This window comes from Streptomyces sp. NPDC050418 (assembly GCF_044458745.1).
Taxonomy (GTDB): domain Bacteria; phylum Actinomycetota; class Actinomycetes; order Streptomycetales; family Streptomycetaceae; genus Streptomyces.
Genome location: NZ_JBITIG010000004.1, coordinates 380,882 through 399,400, shown reverse-complemented (window position 1 = coordinate 399,400; position 18,519 = coordinate 380,882). Strand labels below are relative to the sequence as shown.

General features: G+C 71.8%; 18 protein-coding genes. 11 read left to right on the top strand and 7 right to left on the bottom strand.

Annotated features, from left to right (window positions below; all coding sequences use genetic code 11):
• Window positions 1-131 precede the first annotated feature (131 nt).
• Window positions 132-2,867, top strand: coding sequence for an AfsR/SARP family transcriptional regulator (locus tag ACIBI4_RS12100; RefSeq protein ID WP_399203612.1), 2,736 nt, complete (start codon window positions 132-134; stop codon window positions 2,865-2,867).
• A 96-nt stretch (window positions 2,868-2,963) separates the two neighbouring features.
• On the top strand, window positions 2,964-3,683 hold the full coding sequence (locus tag ACIBI4_RS12095) for a DUF4232 domain-containing protein (RefSeq protein WP_399203611.1): 720 nt from the start codon (window positions 2,964-2,966) through the stop codon (window positions 3,681-3,683).
• Between the two features lie 161 nt (window positions 3,684-3,844).
• Here ACIBI4_RS12095 and rpsD read toward each other — a convergent pair whose 3' ends face one another.
• Window positions 3,845-4,459 carry a 30S ribosomal protein S4 gene (gene rpsD, locus ACIBI4_RS12090; RefSeq protein ID WP_399203610.1) on the bottom strand — a complete coding sequence of 205 codons (615 nt, stop codon included), beginning with the start codon at window positions 4,457-4,459 and terminating at the stop codon, window positions 3,845-3,847.
• A 263-nt stretch (window positions 4,460-4,722) separates the two neighbouring features.
• On the opposite strand from rpsD, the gene ACIBI4_RS12085 reads away from it, so the two are divergent.
• Entirely contained in the window at window positions 4,723-5,358 is a 636-nt protein-coding gene (locus tag ACIBI4_RS12085) for a DUF2470 domain-containing protein (RefSeq protein ID WP_399203609.1), read from the top strand.
• A gap of 8 nt (window positions 5,359-5,366) precedes the next feature.
• On the opposite strand, the gene ACIBI4_RS12080 is transcribed toward ACIBI4_RS12085, so the two are convergent.
• Complete coding sequence (locus ACIBI4_RS12080; protein ID WP_399203608.1) at window positions 5,367-5,834, bottom strand: Lrp/AsnC family transcriptional regulator; 468 nt, start codon at window positions 5,832-5,834, stop codon at window positions 5,367-5,369.
• 110 nt (window positions 5,835-5,944) lie between these two features.
• Between ACIBI4_RS12080 and ACIBI4_RS12075 the strand changes: the two genes are divergently transcribed.
• A complete protein-coding gene (locus ACIBI4_RS12075; RefSeq protein WP_399203607.1) occupies window positions 5,945-6,892 on the top strand; it encodes an SMP-30/gluconolactonase/LRE family protein in 948 nt (315 codons plus the stop codon).
• Between the two features lie 25 nt (window positions 6,893-6,917).
• On the opposite strand, the gene ACIBI4_RS12070 is transcribed toward ACIBI4_RS12075, so the two are convergent.
• Together ACIBI4_RS12070 and ACIBI4_RS12065 are read right to left on the bottom strand one after the other, a co-directional pair.
• On the bottom strand, window positions 6,918-7,727 hold the full coding sequence (locus tag ACIBI4_RS12070; RefSeq protein WP_399203606.1) for an HNH endonuclease family protein: 810 nt from the start codon (window positions 7,725-7,727) through the stop codon (window positions 6,918-6,920).
• A gap of 27 nt (window positions 7,728-7,754) precedes the next feature.
• A complete protein-coding gene (locus ACIBI4_RS12065) occupies window positions 7,755-9,134 on the bottom strand; it encodes a replication-associated recombination protein A (RefSeq protein ID WP_399203605.1) in 1,380 nt (459 codons plus the stop codon).
• 139 nt (window positions 9,135-9,273) lie between these two features.
• Between ACIBI4_RS12065 and ACIBI4_RS12060 the strand changes: the two genes are divergently transcribed.
• The 3 genes from ACIBI4_RS12060 (at window position 9,274) to ACIBI4_RS12050 (ending at window position 11,844) form a co-directional block, all read left to right on the top strand.
• Complete coding sequence (locus tag ACIBI4_RS12060; RefSeq protein ID WP_399203604.1) at window positions 9,274-10,926, top strand: FAD-dependent oxidoreductase; 1,653 nt, start codon at window positions 9,274-9,276, stop codon at window positions 10,924-10,926.
• Window positions 10,927-10,993: 67 nt separating this feature from the next.
• Window positions 10,994-11,563: a rhodanese-like domain-containing protein gene (locus ACIBI4_RS12055; protein WP_399203602.1), complete on the top strand. Its 570-nt coding sequence runs from the start codon at window positions 10,994-10,996 to the stop codon at window positions 11,561-11,563.
• Window positions 11,564-11,586: 23 nt separating this feature from the next.
• Window positions 11,587-11,844, top strand: coding sequence for a metal-sensitive transcriptional regulator (locus tag ACIBI4_RS12050; protein WP_399203601.1), 258 nt, complete (start codon window positions 11,587-11,589; stop codon window positions 11,842-11,844).
• 22 nt (window positions 11,845-11,866) lie between these two features.
• Here the strand turns inward: ACIBI4_RS12050 and ACIBI4_RS12045 are convergent, their stop codons facing one another.
• Entirely contained in the window at window positions 11,867-12,520 is a 654-nt protein-coding gene (locus ACIBI4_RS12045; protein WP_399203600.1) for a vitamin K epoxide reductase family protein, read from the bottom strand.
• Window positions 12,521-12,677: 157 nt separating this feature from the next.
• Between ACIBI4_RS12045 and ACIBI4_RS12040 the strand changes: the two genes are divergently transcribed.
• The 4 genes from ACIBI4_RS12040 to ACIBI4_RS12025 are packed head-to-tail and all read left to right on the top strand — an operon-like array spanning window position 12,678 to window position 16,361.
• Window positions 12,678-13,544 carry an ABC transporter ATP-binding protein gene (locus ACIBI4_RS12040; RefSeq protein WP_399203599.1) on the top strand — a complete coding sequence of 289 codons (867 nt, stop codon included), beginning with the start codon at window positions 12,678-12,680 and terminating at the stop codon, window positions 13,542-13,544.
• Window positions 13,541-14,383, top strand: coding sequence for an ABC transporter permease (locus ACIBI4_RS12035; protein ID WP_399203598.1), 843 nt, complete (start codon window positions 13,541-13,543; stop codon window positions 14,381-14,383). Before ACIBI4_RS12040 ends, ACIBI4_RS12035 begins: the two co-directional genes overlap by 4 nt.
• Window positions 14,341-15,738 (top strand): sensor histidine kinase, encoded by a 1,398-nt coding sequence (locus ACIBI4_RS12030; RefSeq protein ID WP_399203597.1) that lies wholly within the window; start codon window positions 14,341-14,343, stop codon window positions 15,736-15,738. Before ACIBI4_RS12035 ends, ACIBI4_RS12030 begins: the two co-directional genes overlap by 43 nt.
• The gene (locus ACIBI4_RS12025) at window positions 15,735-16,361 is read left to right on the top strand and encodes a response regulator (protein WP_399203596.1); all 627 of its coding nucleotides are present in this window, start codon (window positions 15,735-15,737) and stop codon (window positions 16,359-16,361) included. The genes ACIBI4_RS12030 and ACIBI4_RS12025 overlap by 4 nt, the downstream gene beginning before the upstream one ends.
• 52 nt (window positions 16,362-16,413) lie before the next feature.
• Here ACIBI4_RS12025 and hisS read toward each other — a convergent pair whose 3' ends face one another.
• Entirely contained in the window at window positions 16,414-17,676 is a 1,263-nt protein-coding gene (hisS, locus tag ACIBI4_RS12020; RefSeq protein ID WP_399203595.1) for a histidine--tRNA ligase, read from the bottom strand.
• A 13-nt stretch (window positions 17,677-17,689) separates the two neighbouring features.
• The gene (locus ACIBI4_RS12015; protein ID WP_399203594.1) at window positions 17,690-18,403 is read right to left on the bottom strand and encodes an MBL fold metallo-hydrolase; all 714 of its coding nucleotides are present in this window, start codon (window positions 18,401-18,403) and stop codon (window positions 17,690-17,692) included.
• Between the last annotated feature and the right edge of the window lie 116 nt (window positions 18,404-18,519).

The following is an 18,519-nucleotide window of genomic DNA, read 5'->3' as shown; positions in this document are numbered from 1 at the left end:
CGCGCGGGGCGGCGGACCTGCGAACCGGCGACCCGTCTGCGCCCCTTACTCTGAGGTCTTACGACATCGGGACTCTGAGGTCTTACGACATCGGGGCTGCACTGAAGCCAGTCACAAGGGGGAGCGCACGCGTGGAGTTCCGGCTGCTCGGCACCGTCGGCGTGGCCACGGAAACCGGCGAGCTCCCCCTGGGCCCGGCCAAGCGGCGCAGCCTCCTCGCCGCGCTGCTGCTGCGCCCCAACACCGCGGTCCCGCTGGACCAGTTGATCGACGCGCTGTGGCCGGAGGGTCCGCCCGCCCGGGCCCGCACCGTCACCCAGGGCCATGTCTCGCGCCTGCGGGCGCTGCTCGCGCAGGGCGGGGCCGACGAGTGGGGCGTCCATCTGGTGACGCGCGGCGACGCGTACGTCCTGGAGATGCCCGAGTCGCTGCTCGACGCCCACCGCTTCGACGAGCTGGTGCGGCTCGCCCACGAGCAGCGCTCCCCGGACGACGCGGCCGCGCTGCTGCGCGAGGCGCTCGCGCTGTGGCGCGGGCCCGCCCTGGTCGGCGTGGCGACGGGCGGGGCGCTGCGGGTCGCCGCGGACGGTCTGGAGCAGGCCCGGATATCGGCGGTCGAGCATCTGGCCCGTACGTACGGGGAGTTCGGCGATCATGCCCGGGCGGCGGGGCTGCTGCACGCGGAGGCGGTCGCGCACCCCATGCGGGAGTCGCTGGCCGCCGCGCTGATGCGGTCCCTGTACCGGGCGGGCCGGCAGTCCGATGCCATCGACCAGTACCACCGCACGCGCACTCTTCTCGCCGAGGAGCTCGGCGTCGACCCAGGGCCCGCGCTGCGCGAGGTGTACGCGGAGATCCTCGCCGGGGACGGCCCCGGCGCGCCGCCCGGCAAACCGCAGCCCGCGTCCGAGCCCGAGGCCCCGCAGCCGCCCCGTACCCCCGCGGCCCCGGACGGGCCCGACCTGCTCCCCCGCCCGCCGCGCGGTTTCGTCGGCCGTGAGCGGGAGCTCGCCGCGCTCGGCGCCGCGTGCGGACCCGAGCACGCCGTCACCGTCCTCACCGGACCGGCCGGCGTCGGCAAGACCGCCGCCGCCCTGCACTGGGCGCACTCGGTGCGCGACCGCTACGACGGCGTCCTCTTCGCCGACCTGCGCGGTTTCAGCGACGACGACGGCAGCGGCGACTGCGTGCCCGAGACCGCCGACGTCCTGCGCGAATTCCTCATCGCCCTCGGGGTGCCCGGCCGCGAGCTGCCCGAGACCCAGGGCGCACTGGCCGCCGCGTACCGCACCCGGACCGAGGACCGGCGCCACCTCGTCGTCCTCGACAACGCGCGCACCGCGGCGCAGGTCCGCCCGCTGCTCCCGGCCGGGCCCGGCAGCGCGGCCGTGGTCACCTCGCGGCTGCGGCTCGACGGGCTTGCCGTGAGCGAGCTGGCCCGGACCGTCGCGCTCGGCGTCCTCGATCCGGCCGGGTCGGCCGCCCTGCTGGCCGCCGCGACAGGTGCCGCCGACCGGCTGGCCGCCGAGCCGGAGGCCGCCGCGCGCCTCACCGAACTCTGCGCCGGGCTGCCGCTCGCGCTGCGCGTCGTCGCGGCGCGCGTGAATGCCCGACCCCAGTGGCCGCTCGCGGGCCTCGCCGACGAACTCGCCGACGAGCAGCGCCGACTGGCTCTCCTCGACGTCGACGACACCGGCGTCGCCGCCGCGCTCCGGCTCACGCTGCGCGCCCTGCCCGAGGACGCCCGTCTCCTCTTCCACCGGCTCGGGGTGTTGCCGGGGCCCGACCTCGACCGGTACGCGGCCGCCGCGCTCACCGCGCTCTCACCCGGCGAGGCAGCCGCGGCCCTCGACCGGCTGGCCGGAGCGCACCTGGTCACGGAGCCGGCGCCGGGACGCTACGTGATGCACGACCTCGTACGGCTCTACGCCCGCGGCCTGGCCCGCGCCGACGAGCAGCAGGACACCGACGACGCCCTCGTGTGCCTCCTCGACCACTACGTACGCACCGCGCTGCGTGCCGCCGCCGTCACCGAGCCCGACGACCGGCCCTGCTGTGTGCTGCCCACCGGCGTCCGGCCCGACCTCGGCGGCCCCTGTCTGACCGACCGCGCGACCGGCCTCGCCTGGTACGCCGCGGAGCGCGAGAACCTCGTCGCCGCCGCCGTCGCCGCTCGCGCCGCGGGCCACGACGACCGCGCCTGGCGGCTCGCCGTCCTGCAGTGGCCGTATGTCGTCGGCTATGTGCGCGACGACTGGGTGCCGCTCATGGAGCAGGGGCTCGCCGCGGCGCAGCGGCTCGGCGACCCGGACGCCGAGTCCCGGGTGCGCGCCCTGTACGGCTGGGTGCTCACGGAGGAGGGGCGGCTCGCGCAGGCCATCGAGCAGCTGGAGCTCGCCCCGGGGCTCGCGGCCCGCGCCGGCGACCCGTCCAGCGAGGCCACCGCGCTGGTGAACCTGGCCGTCGCCCTGGACAAGGACGGCGGGCCTGGCCCGGAGTCCCTCGCGCATGTCGTACGGGCCGCGGAACTCGCCCGCGGCATCGACGACATCCTCACGGAGCTCCTTGCCCTGGAGCACCGCAGCCGCCAGCTCCTGGCCCTCGACGACCATGCCGCGGTGCTCGACTGCACCGAGCGCGGACTGAACCTGCCGGGCGCCTCCACCGAGGGGCTCGCCCCGCTGCGGCAGATCCTGCTGCGGATCAGGCGCGGCGCGTCCCTGCACGCGCTGGGTCGCGAAGCGGAAGCCGTCGTATGTCTGCGTGAGGCCCACGACGAAGCGGTGGAGCGGGGTTTCGAGGCCGGCATCCGGAAGGCGCAGGAGCGGCTGAAGCGAACCGGAAGCGAAACGGCAATGGGGCGATAGCGGGGGAACGACCGGACGGCGACGGCGCCCGGCAGAGTGGTGATCACAAGGGGCCGACCGGACCAGGCGGCCCACCTGATCCGGGGGAGAACCACCATGACCTGCACCACCGTCCGTACCGCTGTCCTCACCGCCGCTGCCGCCGCCCTGAGCCTCTCGCTCACCGCCTGCAGCGGCGACAGCGGGACCAAGGACGAGGGCGCCGCGAAGAAGCCCGCGTCGACGGCGGACGCCGCGAGCGACGCGAAGGACAAGGGCGCGCAGGACGAGGGCGCCGAGGCCGGCTCGGACGCCGGTGACGACTCGGCGAAGAGCTCGGGCGGCGCCGCACAGGCCGATTCGAAGAAGACCGGTACGACCACGGGCGGCTCGGGCACGGCCTCGAAGAAGACGCCCGAGTGCAAGGTCGGTTACCTGACCTACAAGCTGGAGCGCCGCAACCCCGAGCAGCAGGGCGACCACCTGCTGATCACCGCCGAGAACCGCTCCGCCGGCGCCTGCACCGTGCAGAAGTTCCCGGTCGTCACGCCGGGCAAGGCCAACGGCGACGTCCCGCAGGCCAAGGACGACGAGCAGCCGGCGCAGCCGCTGGTCGTCAAGCCGGGCGGCCGCGTCTACTCCGCGATCGCGGTCACCCAGGGCGTCAAGGCCGAGGACGACTACTTCACGTCCATCCGCCTGTCCCTGCAGATGAACAACCCCGACACCGCCGAGGTCGAGACGATCCAGGCGCCGGGCGAGGTCGAGTACGCAGGGAACATGGATGACGGCATCGAGGTCTACTCCTGGAACACGGTCAAGCCGTTCGGCAACTGACCTCCGCACAGCGCCGGTTGAACCCTGCCGCCCGTCACTTCGGTGACGGGCGGCACTTTCGTCTGCCGCCCGCCCCGGAACACGCGAAAGCCCGCTGCTCCCCCGCCGAAGGGCGGGAGAGCAGCGGGCTTGCCGCGAAGGGTCCTACACCTGCTGAAAGATCAGCGGGCGTAGTACTCGACGACGAGCTGCTCGTCGCAGATGACCGGGATTTCCTTGCGGTTCGGGTCACGGTCCAGGCGGAAGGCCAGGGCCTTCAGGTTGACCTGGAGGTAACGCGGGGTCTCGCCGTCGGGGGCGAAGCCACCCTCACGCGCGACCTGGAACAGCGGCTTCTCGCGCGAGCGCTCACGGACGGTCACGACGTCGTCGGGACGGACGCGGAACGACGGCTTGTCGACCTTGCCGCCGTTGACCTCGATGTGGCCGTGGACGACCATCTGACGGGCCTGGTAGATGGTGCGGGCGATGCCCGAACGCAGGACCAGGGCGTCGAGGCGACGCTCGAGCTCGATGACCAGGGCCTCACCGGTCTTGCCCTGCGTCTTGGCGGCACGCTCGTAGGCGCGGACGAGCTGACGCTCGGACACGTCGTACTGCGCGCGCAGACGCTGCTTCTCGAGCAGACGGACCTTGTAGTCCGACGTCTGCTTACGGCCACGGCCGTGCTCGCCCGGCGGGTACGGACGGGCCTCGAAGTACTTGACGGCCTTCGGCGTCAGCGCAATGCCGAGCGCACGAGACTTCTTGACCTTGGGACGCGACTGGTTAGGCACGTTCTCCAGACCTCCGAAATAGGTTAGGTTAGGCTCACCTTACTAAGGGAGATCGCATGTCTCGCCCAGGGAAAACCACACCCATCACGGACAGCACGAAGAACGCCGATGCAGCGCACGCAAACGAAGGCGGCGTCGAGGGCATCGACATGACGGCGGGCCGATCAGATCGTGGTCAGCCGCATCCCAGCAGGCTTGAAGTCGCCCGACAGCCGTCAGCTGCCGAACGCACACGAACTCTCGTACAGAGTACATGCTCGGCGGTGCTGCTCGTCCCCGGGGCCGTCCGCGCACCCCAGGAGCTGCTGATGCCCCTGGCGCGCGAGGTCACGTCCGACGGCGACGTACATCTGCTGTTCCCGGCGGACGCACCGCCGGTACGGGCCGCGACGCACGCACAGGCCGACGAGCTGTCGGCCGTGCTCGAGATCACGGACGTGGCCCCGGTCGCCGTCCCCCACCGTATCCGGGGACGGGCCTGGCTGTCGGGCTGGCTGACGCGGGTGCCCGAGCAGGCCGAGCCCGGGCGGATGATGCTGCGTCTGGAGATCGGCGAGATCTCGGTCGACGACCTCTGGGGCTCCGGCAAGGCCGAGCCCGAGGCGTTCGCCGCCGCGGCCGCCGACCCGCTGGCCGAGCACGAGGCGGAGCTCCTCCAGCATCTGCACGCGGCCCACGGCGATCAGGTGCGGCTGCTCGGTTCACTGCTGGGCACCCGCGCCGGGCTCGCGCACACCGAACGGGCCGTACCGCTCGCGCTCGACCGGTTCGGGCTGCGGATCCGCTTCGCGGGCGAGGGACAGTGCTTCGACGCGCGCTTCGACTTTCCCGAGCCGGTCGGGAACGTGACGGAGCTGCGGCGGGCGATGCACCAGCTGTTCACCGCCGCCTCGGAGTGACCGGGCGGTCAGCCGGCCGGCCGCTCGGCCGACGGCGGTCCGAGCGGCGACACCTGACGCTCGAAGAAGGTCTCCAGGGCGACCGTGGCCTGCGTACCGCTGACTCCGTCGATCGCGTAGATCCGGCGCAGGACGTCCTGGAGCTGCTCGGTCGTCGCAGTTCTGACCTTGACCAGGACCGAGGCGCTGCCCGCGATGATGTGCGCCTCCAGAATCTCCGGGATCGCGGCGAAGTCCGCGCCCGAATCCCCCATCCACGCGGCCGAGTCGACCATGACGTAGGCCAGGACGCCCGCACCGACGGCCGAGGGGTCCACTTCGGCGGCGGTGCGGCGGATGACGCCCCGCGCGCGCAGCTTCCGTACGCGCTCGTGCGCGGCGCCCGCGGACAGGCCCACCTCCTCGCCCAGCGCGGCATACGAACGCGTGGCGTCCTCCTGCAGATGTGCCAGCAGGGTGCGGTCGATGTGATCCACAACTCTCCATCCGGTAGGGACTTGCCGAGACCATAGCTCATCCTGCAATCTGCGGTTCATGCCGAACGACGTTCAATGGCGAACGGTTCGGCCCAACCGGGAGGGGTTCCATGAGCGGCACTGAGCAGCCTGCGCTGTACGAGATGTTCGACGAGCGGTTCCGTACCGGGCGGTGCATGAACGGGGACGCGGACCTCGAGGTCCTGTACACCGGCTGCCGCTGGGCCGAGGGCCCGCTGTACGTGCCGGCCTGGCGGCAGGTGGTCTGGAGCGACATCCCCAACGACCGGATGCTGCGCTGGGACGAGGAGACGGGTGCCGTCAGCGTCTTCCGGCGCGGGGCCGGGCACACCAATGGGAACACGCTCGACCGCCAGGGCCGTCTGATCACGTGTGAGCAGGGCAACCGCCGTGTCACCCGCACCGAGCACGACGGGACCGTGACGGTGCTCGCCGACCGCTGGCAGGGCAAGCGGCTCAACAGCCCCAACGACGCGGCCGTGAAGTCGGACGGTTCGGTCTGGTTCTCCGACCCCGACTTCGGGATCACCAGCGACTACGAGGGCTACCGGGCCGAGAGCGAGATCGGCGCCAACAACGTCTACCGGATCGACCCGGACAGCGGCGACGTGCGTCTGGTCGCCGACTGCTTCGGGGCGCCCAACGGCCTCGTCTTCTCGGCCGACGAACGGCAGTTGTTCGTCTCCGACACCAGGGCGGGCTGCATCCGTGTCTTCGACGTGCGCGAGGACGGGACGCTGTCGGACGGCAAGGTGTTCGCCGAGGCGGCGGCCCGGCCGAAGGCGCGCTTCGACAATCTGCGCTTCGACGACGGAGGCCGGCTCTGGGCCGCCGCCCTGGACGACGGGGTGCACTGCTACGACCCGGACGGCACTCTCATCGGGCGGCTCACCGTGCCGGAGACGGTCGCGAACATCACGTGGGGCGGCGCCAAGCGCAACCGGCTGTTCATCGCAGCGGAGACGAGCCTGTACTCCGTGGTCATGGGCGTCACCGGCCTGCACCCGACGGGTCCTGGGGCTCGGCCCTGGCGCTGAGGCCCCTTCTCCCCGTGGTGGAGCCCTACTTGCAGGTGGCGAGCAGATCCTGGAGCGCCAGCTTCTCCGGGGCCGTGACCGTCAGCTTGTACTTGGCCTTGATCCCGGTCCAGCGGCGGGCGTACTCGCACCAGTACGCCTGCCGCGGCGGCTTCCACTTGTCAGGGGTCTGGCTGCTCTTGACCTCGTTGACCGCCTTGTCGGTGGCCAGCAGGACGTCGAGGTCATTGGCGTAGTCGAGCCGCCGCTGCGGTGTCCACGCCCAGGCACCCGCCCGCCAGGCCGCGCCGAGCGCCACGACGTGGTCGGTCTGGATCCGGGAGGCGCGGCGGTAGTAGTACGGGAGTTTGCTGCCCGTGTACGGATCGGTGAGGGTGCCGGAGACGACGACGCACGGGTTGCGGTCGCCCTCCTTGAGGTCCGACAGATCGCGGCGCAGTACGTCGTCGCGGGTGTCGCAGCCGTTGCGCCCGCCGGGTACGTCCACGGCGTCCGACCATGTCTCGCCGAACTCGGCCCTCTTGTACGTCTCCCAGTTCTTGCCCCACGCGACCTGCAGTTCGGCGAGCTGGGCGCGGGCGGTCCGTGCGTCGGGCGGGAAGCCCTTGCTCGCGAGCGTCGGGGTGCGCTGCGGTGTGGGGGTCGGCGTCGGCTTCGGTTTCTGGGACGCCTTCACCGGAGACTTCCGCGCCGAGGGCGAGGTCGTGCCGAAGTGGCCGTCCGCGCGCTCGACCTGCAGCGGGGTGCAGCCCGCTGCCACCGTGAGGGCCGCGCAGGAGGCGAGCAGCAAGGTGCGGAGCCTGCCGCGCCGCGCTGTCGTCCCGCTGCCTGCCATGCCGCCGAGCGTAGGCGCGGGTGACGACTATCGCGCGTCGGCCGGGCCCTCCGGGCCCTTCTCCCCCGCGAGCCGCTCACGGACACGGTCGACGACATCCGCGTACCGCGCCTCGGCCCCGTACCGCGTCGGCTGGTAGTACCGCTTGTCCTTGAGCACGTCCGGTGCGTACTGCTGGGCCGCGATCCCGCCGGGCACATCGTGCGGGTAGACATAGCCCTTCGCGTGGCCGAGCTTCTCGGCGCCCTTGTAGTGCCCGTCGCGCAGATGCGGCGGCACGGGGCCGGCGAGACCGGCCCGTACGTCCTGCAGGGCGGCGCCGATCGCGGTCGTCGCCGCGTTCGACTTCGGGGCCAGGGCGAGGGCGATCGTGGCGTGGCTGAGCGTCAGCGCGGCCTCGGGGAAGCCGATCAGGGCGACGGCCTGGGCGGCGGCGACCGCGGTGGGCAGCGCGGTCGGGTCGGCGAGGCCGATGTCCTCGCTCGCGGAAATCATCAGGCGGCGGGCGATGAACCGCGGGTCCTCGCCGGCCTCGATCATCCGCGCCAGGTAGTGCAGCGCCGCATCCACGTCCGAGCCGCGGATGGATTTGATGAGGGCGCTGGCCACGTCATAGTGCTGATCACCGTCGCGGTCGTACTTCACGGCCGCGCGGTCCACCGACTCCTCGAGCGTCCGCAGGGTGATCTCCTGCTCGCTCTTGGCGAGGGCGGCGCCCGCACCGGCTTCGAGCGCGGTGAGCGCACGCCGCGCGTCGCCGCCGGCGATCCGCAGCAGATGCTCCGCGGCGTCCTCGGCGAGCGTGACCGAGCCGCCGAGACCGCGCTCCTCGGTCAGGGCCCGCCGGAGCAGCCCCAACAGGTCGTCGTCCGTGAGCGGTTCGAGGGTGAGGAGCAGGGAGCGGGACAGGAGCGGGGAGATCACCGAGAAGTACGGATTCTCCGTGGTGGCCGCGATGAGCGTGACCCAGCGGTTCTCGACGGCCGGGAGCAGGGAGTCCTGCTGGGCCTTGCTGAAGCGGTGGATCTCGTCCAGGAAGAGGACGGTCTCCTTGCCGTACCCCCCGGTCGCCCGGCGGGCGCCCTCGATGACGGCGCGCACCTCCTTGACGCCGGCGGTGATCGCGGAGAGCTCGACGAAGCGCTTGTTGGTGGCCTTGGACACCACATACGCGAGCGTGGTCTTCCCGATGCCGGGCGGACCCCAGAGGATCACCGACGACGGCCCCGCCGGGCCTCCCCCGCCCTCGCCGACGAGCCGCCGCAGCGGCGCTCCGGGCTTCAGCAGATGTCCCTGGCCCATGACCTCGTCGAGGGTGCGCGGACGCATCCGCACCGCCAGCGGACTGCTGGCCGGGTCCTTCTCCTGGCGCTCTTCGGCGGCGGCGGTAAACAGATCGGGCTCCACGACGCCAACCCTAGGACACGCCTCTGACAATGCCGTCGTGACCGCTGGTGAAAATACCCTCGGGGGTATCCCGTGATACGGTGGGGGGTATCGGGACAAGGGGGCTGTCAGAGCGACACGCGTCAGGAGTGACTCAGGAGTGAGCGAAACCGTGGATTCGATGAAGGTGGTCGTCATCGGCGGTGTCGCCGGCGGAATGTCCGCCGCGACCCGGCTGCGCCGGCTCGACGAGCGGGCGGAGATCGTCGTGCTCGAACGCGGCGCGCACGTCAGTTACGCGAACTGCGGCCTGCCGTACTACCTGGGCGGCAGCATCGAGCAGCGGGACGCCCTGCTGTTGCAGACCCCCGAGTCCCTCGCGGCCCGCTTCCGTATCGACGTACGGGTGCGCAACGAGGCCGTCGCCATCGACCGCGAGAACCGTACGGTCCTGGTGCGCGAGGCCGAGACCGGACGCGCATACGCGGAGTCGTACGACCGGATCATCCTGAGTCCGGGCGCCCGCCCCTTCGTGCCGGAGCTGCCGGGCATCGACCGCGCCCACACCCTGCGCGACGTGACCGACGCGGACCGGATCGCCGAGGCCCTCAACCAGGACGTGCGCAGCGCCGTCGTCATCGGCGGCGGGTTCATCGGGGTCGAGGCCGCCGAGAACCTGCGCGAGCGCGGTCTCGACGTCACGCTCGTCGAGCTCGCCGACCAGGTCCTGACACCGCTCGACCCCGAGATGGCCGCCCCGGTCGCCGACCGGCTGCGCGCCCACGGCGTACGGGTGGAGCTCGGCGCGCAGGCCGCCAAGGTGCTGCCCACCGCCGTCGAACTCGCGGACGGCCGCGAGCTGCCCGCCGATCTCGTCCTGCTCTCCATCGGCGTACGTCCCGAGACCTCGCTGGCCCGGGCCGCCGGCCTGGAGCTCGGCCCGCGCGGCGGGATCGCCGTGGACGAGGCGCAGCGCACGAGCGACCCCGCGATCTTCGCGGTCGGCGACGCGGCGGAGAAGCGGGACGCCCTGACCGGCGACCCGGTGCTCGTGCCGCTCGCCAACCTCGCCAACCGGCACGGCCGCCTGGTCGCCGACGCGATCACCGGACGCCCGGTGCGCGCCCGCGCCGCCACGGCCACCGCCATCGTGCGGATCTTCGACCTCACCGCGGCCGCCACGGGCTGGAACGAGAAGCGGCTGCGCGCCGCCGGCCGCCCGTACCAGGCGCTGCATCTGCACCCGGGCTCGCACGCCGGGTACTACCCGGGCGCCTCGCCCATCGCGCTCAAGGTGCTCTTCGACCCGCGCGACGAGCGGATCCTCGGTGCGCAGGCCGTCGGCGCGGACGGTGTCGACAAGCGCATCGACGTGCTCGCGACGGCGATGGCGGGCGGTCTGACCGTCTCCGACCTCGCCGACCTGGAGCTGGCCTACGCTCCGCCGTACGGCTCGGCCAAGGACCCGGTGAACATGGCGGGTCTGATCGCCGAGAACCTCACCAACGGCACCACCCGTACCCTGCAGTGGCATGAACTCGACGGCGCACCGGGCTCGCTCATCGATGTGCGCTCCGCCGCCGAGCACTCCGCCGGGTCGATCCCCGGCGCCGTGAACATCCCGCTGGACGAGTTGCGCGACCGCGCCGGCGAGCTGCCCGACGGCCGGCTCATCGTCCACTGCCAGGTCGGTCTGCGCGGGCACAACGCGCAGCGGCTGCTCACCGCGCTCGGCCGCGAGGCCGTCAACCTCGACGGCGGGTACGCGACGTGGGCGGCGGGCCGTTCGGCCACCGCCGCCCTCACCTCGTAGGCCCCCGGCCCGCCCTCCGTAACGCCCCCCCCCGCATCCCCGCCACAACCCCTGGAGCCCCTGCCCCATGAACCCCACCCTCACCGCCGTCGAGCTCTCCGCGAAGGACGCCGACGCGACGCTGGTCATCGACGTCCGCGGGCCCGGCGAGTTCGCCGCCGGTCATGTCCCCGGTGCGCTCAACCTCCCGCTGGACAGCCTTCCGCAGCTGCTCGACGACCTGCGGGCCGCGGCGTCCCGGCGTGAGCTGATCGTCGTGTGCGCCGCCGGGATGCGCTCGGCGAACGCGTGCGCGCAGCTCGCCGACGCCGGGGTCGCGGCCACCGGGCTCGACGGCGGTACGGACGCGTGGCGTGCGGCCGGGCTCCCCGTGGAGACCGCCGCGCAGCCCGAGCGGAACGTGTGGGCGATGGACCGGCAGGTGCGGTTCACGGCCGGTTCTCTGGTCCTGGCGGGTCTGGCCGGTTCGCTGGTCACGCCGTGGGCGGCGCTGCTGTCCGCCGGGATCGCGGGCGGTCTCGTCTACTCCGGTGTGAGCAACACCTGCGGCATGGCCGCGATGCTCGGCAAGCTGCCCTTCAACCGTCCGCGCCCCGCGGCCCTCGCCCCCGTGCGTGCGGCGCTGCAGAACGCCTGACCCTGCCCCGGAAGGAACGTGCCATGCAGGTCAACGAAGAGACCCGGACCCCTGTCCTCAACCGGCTGCGCCGCGCGCAGGGTCAGCTGTCCGGGGTGATCTCGATGATCGAGGAGGGGCGCGACTGCAAGGAGGTCGTGACCCAGCTCGCGGCGGTCTCGCGCGCCCTCGACCGGGCCGGGTTCAAGATCATCGCTTCGGGCATGCGCGACTGCGCGGGCGCCGAGGGCGGCGAACTCACCGAGGCCGAGCTGGAGAAGCTGTTCCTGGCGCTCGCCTGAGCCCAGGACTCGGCCGCTCGGCTCAGCTGGTCCAGAAGTCCCACCAGCGCGTGAGGATCAGCATGCCGATGATGCCCACGTGCAGGACCGGCAGCACCCAGGTGAACTCGTCGAAGAAGGAGCGCAGCCACGCCGGCGCGGGCAGCAGCCCGTTGCGGATGTTGTGCGAGGTCACGTACCAGAACATGACGATGGTGGCGACCCACGCGAGGCAGCACCACAGGCACAGCGAGTTGATGTTGTAGAGCGACTGGTACTGCAGCCAGGTGCAGAAGGCGACACCGAAGAGCATCCCGGCGTTGAGGGTCAGCCAGTACCAGCGCGGGAAGCGCGCACGGGCGATCAGGCTCATGCCGACGGCCACGACGATGCCGTACGTGACGAGGCCGAGCATCGGGTTCGGGAAGCCGAACGCCGAGGCCTGATCGCTCTGCATGATGTTGCCGCAGGAGACCACGGGGTTGAGGCTGCACGCGGGCTTGAAGGTCGGGTCCTCGAGCAGCTTGAACTTGTCGAGGGTGATCACCCACGCGGCGAGCAGTCCGGCCAGACCCGTGACCACCAGGAGGATGCCGAGCGCACGGCTGCCCCCGACCCGGCGCCCGGGCGCCGAGCCCGTCGCGTCGTCGTCGTGGCCGTCGAGTACGTCTGTGCTCGCCGTGGTCGTCTTGCTCATCAGCAGTTCCGTCTCATCAGCAGTTCCGGCGCGCGCGCCGCCCGGCGTGGACCCGGGGTCATTGTGCCGTACCGAACTGTGTGTCCATCGTTCGGTGGACATCGGCCGGTACGGACGGTGGTGCCCCCGCAGGCGTGACGGCGGGACGCTCGGTGCCATGACAACCACCACGAGCGAACCCGCGGTCCTCGCGAAGGGGCTGCGCAAGCGATACGGACCGGTGGACGCGGTGGCCGGTATCGATCTGTCGATCCGGTCCGGCGAGGTGTTCGGCCTGCTCGGGCCCAATGGCGCCGGCAAGTCCACCACCGTGGAGATCCTGCAGGGCCACCGCAGCCGCGACGGCGGCGAGGTCAGCGTGCTCGGCAGCGACCCGGCGCACGGCTCGCGCGCCTGGCGGGCGAAAGTCGGCATCGTCTGGCAGGACGAATCGGCGCCCGCCGAGTTGACGGTACGGGAGACAGTGCAGCATTTCGCCCGTTACTACCCCAATCCTCGTAAAGCAGATGAAGTCATCTCCCTGGTCGGCCTGGACGAGAAGGCCGGCAGCCGGATCAAGGCGCTCTCCGGCGGACAGCGACGGCGGCTCGACGTGGCGCTCGGAGTGATCGGCGGGCCCGAACTCCTGCTGCTCGACGAGCCGACCACCGGCTTCGACCCGGCCGCGCGCCGCCAGTTCTGGAGCCTGATCCGCCGGCTCGCCGACGAGGGCACGACCATCCTGCTCACCACGCACTACCTGGAGGAGGCGGAGGCGCTCGCCGACCGGCTCGCCATCATCGCGGGCGGCCGGATCGCGGCCGAGGGCGCGCCCGCGGAGCTCCGCCACGCGTACAGCGGCGAGGCCACCGTCGAGTGGACCGAGGCCGACGGCGCCCCGCGCAGCGAGCGCACCACGACGCCCACCCGCACGGTTGCCGAACTCACCGGGCGCTTCGACGGCGAGATCCCGGACCTGCGCATCAGCCGCCCCACGCTGGAGGACGTCTACCTCCGGCTCACCGGACAGGAGAGCGTGCGATGACGACGACGGCACAGCCCACCCGTAAGGCGGCAGACGCGCGCATGCCCGGGACCTGGGGGCTCGGGGTCCACCAAGGGGCCCTGGAACTGCGGCAGTTCTTCCGCCAGCGCGACCAGGTGGTCTTCACCTTCGCGTTCCCGATCGTGTTCCTCTTCCTCTTCGCATCGATCTTCAGCGACGACGTCGAGGGCGCCGGGATCACCGCGTCCCAGCTCTACGTACCGGCCATGATCGCCGCGGGCATCATGTCCACCAGCTTCCAGTCGCTCGGCATCTCGATCGCCATCGAGCGCGACGAGAAGGTGCTCCGCCGGCTGCGCGGCACCCCGATGCCGCCGAGCGTCTACTTCCTCGGCAAGATCTGGCTGGTGCTCGTCACCGGCGTCCTGGAGACGATCGCCCTGGTGACGGTGGGCACGGTCTTCTACGACGTCGGCCTGCCGGGCGACGCCGCGTCCTGGCTGACCTTCGCCTGGGTGTTCGTGCTCGGTCTGACCGGCTGCGCCCTGCTCGGCATCGCGATCAGCAGCGTGCCGAAGTCCGCGCGCAGCGCGTCCTCCGTGGTCGTCCTGCCCTTCCTGGTGCTGCAGTTCATCTCTGGCGTCTACATCGCGATCGACACCCTGCCCGAGTGGATGCTCAACATCGGCGCGCTGTTCCCGCTCAAGTGGATGTGCCAGGGGCTGCGCGGAGTGTTCCTGCCGGAGTCCGCGAGCGTCCTGGAAGTCGCGGGAAGTTGGGAGTACGGACGCATCGCCCTGGTGCTGGGGGCCTGGTGCATCGGAGGATTGCTGCTGTGTCTGGGGACCTTCCGGTGGAAGAGCAGGAGCGACGGCTGAGCGGGCCGGCCGAGGCGGCACGCGGCCCGGCCGGTCCCGTCGGGCCGCGCGGCGTCGACATGGACGTCCACAGCCGCGTCTGGCTCGGCTGGGACGTCTACTTCGCGGTCGTGTGGGTCGGCACGGTGGTGTTCGTCATCGGCGGCTCGTTCCCCGCTCCGCTCGCGGTACGGATCGTCGCGTGCTGCCTGTTCGTGCTCCTCGTGCCCTGGCACCTCTGCGTGGGCCGTACCGTGCTGCGGACCGAGGGCGAGGACGAGCGCGCGGCGCTGCGGTACATCGTCGTCGCCGCGGTGCTGTTCATCGCGACGACCTGGATGCTGCCGGAGAGCCGTCTGGCCACCTTCGCCCTCGTCCCGCAGTGCTTCATGGTGCTCCGCTACCGGCGGGCGATGATCGCCGTCGCTCTGGTCAACGTCCTGCCCATCGTGGGCTGGGCGGCGATCTGGCGGCCGGACGGCGAGTCGCTGTTCTTCAACGCGGTCTCGGCGCTGGTGACCCTGGCCTTCTCCCTCGTCTTCGGCAGCTGGATCATCAAGGTGATCGAGCAGAGCCAGGAACGGGCCGCGCTCATCGCCGAACTCGACGCCTCACGCGAGGAGGTCGCCCGGCTCTCGGCGGAACGCGGCGCGCTGGCCGAGCGTGAACGGATGTCCCGCGAGATCCACGACACGCTCGCCCAGGGGTTCACCAGCCTCCTGATGCTGGTCCAGGCCGTCGACTCCGAGGTGGAGCACGATCTGCCGGGCGCACGACGGCACTTGGCGCTCATGGAGCAGACGGCCCGGCAGAACCTGGCCGAGGCCCGCGCCCTCGTGGCCGGCCGCGCTCCGGCCGACCTGGACGACGGCGGCTCGCTGCCGGACGCGCTGCGCCGGCTCGCGGACCGCCACCGCGCCACCCTGACCGTCACCGGCACGCCGCGCGCGCTGCCGCCCGGCCTGGAGGTCGTGGCCCTGCGCTCCTGTCAGGAGGCGCTCAGCAACGTACGCAAGCACGCGGGTCAGGAGGTCACGGCCGAGGTGCACTTCTCCTACGACGACGAGGAACTGGTCGTGGCCGTACGGGACTCGGGGCGCGGATTCGACACCGGCGCCCCGCACGCGGGGTTCGGGCTGCGCGGCCTGCGGGCCCGGGCGGCCGAGGTGCACGGCACCGCGGCCGTGACGAGCCGGCCCGGTGCGGGGACGACCGTCACCGTACGGCTGCCGGTGCCGGCCGCCGTGCCGCCGCGGCCGTCCGGTCCGGCGGCCTCGTCAGGCCCGCCCGACCCGTCGGATCCGGGAGAGCGGCCCGATCCCCCGTCCGCCCCCGGCGAGGACCGGTCCACGCGTCTGTCGAGGAGCACGCCATGATCCGCATCCTGCTCGCCGACGACCATCCCGTCGTCCGCGAGGGCCTGCGCGCGATGCTGAGCGCCGAGCCCGATCTCGATGTCGTGGCCGAGGCGTCCAGCGGTCCGCAGGCCGAGGCGCTCATCGCCACCCTGACCCCGGACATCGTCCTGATGGACCTGCGGATGCCCGGCGGAGGCGGCGTCGAGTCGATCGAGCGGCTGGCGGCGGCCGGTCTGACCTGCCGTGTCATCGTGCTCACCACGTACGAGACGGACCGCGACATCCTGCGCGCCGTCGAGGCGGGCGCGGCCGGCTATCTGCTCAAGGACCTCGCGCGCGGCGAACTCGCCGACGCCGTACGGGCGGCCGCCCGCGGCGAGACGGTGCTCGCGCCCTCGGTGGCCGCGCGCCTGGTGGACCAGCTGCGGACCCGTCCCGAGCGGCCCCGGCTCTCCGAGCGCGAGACCGCCGTCCTGCGGCTGGTCGCCGAGGGCTGCACCAACGCGGAGATCGGCCGGCGGCTGCACATCGGCGAGTCCACGGTGAAGACCCATCTGCTGCGCACGTTCGGCAAGCTGGGCGTGGACGACCGTACGTCGGCGGTGACGAGCGCGATGCGGCTCGGGTTGCTCGACCACTGACGTGCGTGAGCCCCGGAGCAGCGCCCCGGGGCTCACGTACGACAGCGACGGCTCAGCCGAGCTTGGCCTTCAGCGTCTCGACGACCGCGTCGAGCGCCACGGGCCCCTGCTCCCCGGACTCCATGTCCTTGAGCTGGACGACCCCGTCCGCCAGATCCCGCTCACCGGCGACGAGCGTGAAGCGCGCGCCCGAGCGGTTCGCGTTCTTCATCGCGCCCTTGAGGCCCTTGCCGCCGAACGAGAAGTCCGTGGCGATCCCGGCCTTGCGCAGCTCGACGACCTTGCCGAAGAGCACCCGGCGGGCCTCCTCGCCGAGCGGCACCGCGAACACGCTGGTGGTGGCGGGCAGCTGCAGGTCCACGCCCTCCGCCTCCAGCGCCAGGACCGTACGGTCGACGCCGAGCGCCCAGCCGACGGACGGCAGCGAGGGGCCGCCGATCATCTCGGACAGACCGTCGTAGCGGCCGCCGCCGCCCACCGCGGACTGCGAGCCGAGACCGTCGTGCACGAACTCGAACGTGGTGCGCGTGTAGTAGTCGAGACCGCGCACGAGCTTCGGGTCGTCCTCGTAGACCACGCCGGCCGCGTCGAGCAGCTCGCGTACTTCCTTGTGGTACGCGGTGCACGCGTCGCACAGGTAGTCCGGCATCGCCGGCGCGCCGGCGAGCTGCTTCTGCACGTCGGCCCGCTTGTCGTCGAGAACGCGCAGCGGGTTGATGTCGGCGCGGCGCAGGGTGTCCTCGTCGAGATCGAGTCCCCGCAGGAAATCCTGGAGCGCGGTCCGGTAGACGGGACGGCACTCCTTGTCGCCCAGCGAGTTCAGCAGGATGCGGAAGTTCCGCAGCCCGAGCGAGCGGTACGCCTGGTCGGCCAGGATGATCAGCTCGGCGTCGAGCGCCGGGTCCTCGGCACCGATCGCCTCGGCACCGACCTGCGAGAAGTGGCGGTAACGGCCCTTCTGCGGGCGCTCGTAGCGGTAGTACGAGCCCGAGTACCAGAGCTTGACCGGCAGGTTGCCCGCCTTGTGCAGGTTGGCCTCCAGGGCCGCGCGCAGCACGGAGGCGGTGCCCTCGGGGCGCAGCGCGAGCCGGTCGCCGCCCTTGGTCTCGAAGGCGTACATCTCCTTGGTCACGATGTCGGTGGACTCACCGACACCGCGCGCGAACAGCTCGACGTTCTCGAAGCCCGGCGTCTCGACATAGCCGTAGCCGGAGTTCTTCAGCGGGGCCGAGATGGCGTCGCGCACTGCCAGATAGGTCGCGGAATTCGGCGGAAGCAGGTCGTACGTGCCCTTGGGGGCCTGAAAAGTGCTCACGGGAAAACTCTCGTCACATTCCTCGTCGGGGAGCGTCCATGCTGCCCTGTTGTCGGACAGCGGCCACCTGCCGCAGATACGGATTGGTGGCGCGTTCCTGGCCGATGGTCGTCTGCTGGTTGTGCCCGGGCAGGACCACGGTCGAGTCGTCGAGCGGCAGGACCACGCGGGCCAGCGATTCGAGCATCTCGTCCATGGAGCCACCGGGGAAGTCGGTGCGTCCGATGGAGCCGGCGAAGAGCAGGTCGCCCGAGAACAGGATCGGAGGGATGTCCTCCGCCTCGGGCATCCCGAAGGTCACCGACCCCCTGGTATGGCCGGGCGCATGCGACACGGTCAGTTCCAGACCGGCCAGCTCCAGCTTGGCGCCGTCGGTGAGCTCCTTCACGTCGCCCGGCTCCCCCACTGTCAGCTCGCCGAGGAGCTGCTGCCCGAAGGCCCTGCCGAGGGCCTTCTCGGGGTCGCTCATCATGAACCGGTCCTCGGGGTGGATCCAGGCCGGGACGTCATGGGCTCCGCACACCGGGACGACCGAGGCGACATGGTCGATGTGGCCATGGGTGAGGACGACGGCGACGGGCTTGAGCCGATGCTTCCTGAGCGCTTCCTCGACTCCTTCGGTGGCCTGGTGGCCCGGGTCGATGATCACGCACTCCTCGCCTGCGGCGGGGGCGACCAAGTAGCAGTTGGTGCCCCAGGCCCCTGCGGGGAACCCGGCAATCAGCACGATCGTCCTTACTTTCGGTCCGAGAGCAGCGGAATGCAGCGAGGGCTGCGGATCAAACCCTACCGGCGCGGCTCAGCACACAGCGAACCCATATACGGTACGGGCAGGCTTCGGAC

Excerpts from the sequence above, each read along its gene's own strand:
- ACIBI4_RS12095 (WP_399203611.1), top strand. The coding sequence starts at position 2,964 with ATGACCTGCACCACCGTCCGTACCGCTGTCCTCACCGCCGCTGCCGCC.
- ACIBI4_RS12075 (WP_399203607.1), top strand. The coding sequence starts at position 5,945 with ATGAGCGGCACTGAGCAGCCTGCGCTGTACGAGATGTTCGACGAGCGG.
- ACIBI4_RS12070 (WP_399203606.1), bottom strand. The coding sequence starts at position 7,727 with ATGGCAGGCAGCGGGACGACAGCGCGGCGCGGCAGGCTCCGCACCTTG.
- ACIBI4_RS12055 (WP_399203602.1), top strand. The coding sequence starts at position 10,994 with ATGAACCCCACCCTCACCGCCGTCGAGCTCTCCGCGAAGGACGCCGAC.
- ACIBI4_RS12050 (WP_399203601.1), top strand. The coding sequence starts at position 11,587 with ATGCAGGTCAACGAAGAGACCCGGACCCCTGTCCTCAACCGGCTGCGC.
- ACIBI4_RS12045 (WP_399203600.1), bottom strand. The coding sequence starts at position 12,520 with ATGAGCAAGACGACCACGGCGAGCACAGACGTACTCGACGGCCACGAC.
- ACIBI4_RS12040 (WP_399203599.1), top strand. The coding sequence starts at position 12,678 with ATGACAACCACCACGAGCGAACCCGCGGTCCTCGCGAAGGGGCTGCGC.
- ACIBI4_RS12035 (WP_399203598.1), top strand. The coding sequence starts at position 13,541 with ATGACGACGACGGCACAGCCCACCCGTAAGGCGGCAGACGCGCGCATG.
- ACIBI4_RS12025 (WP_399203596.1), top strand. The coding sequence starts at position 15,735 with ATGATCCGCATCCTGCTCGCCGACGACCATCCCGTCGTCCGCGAGGGC.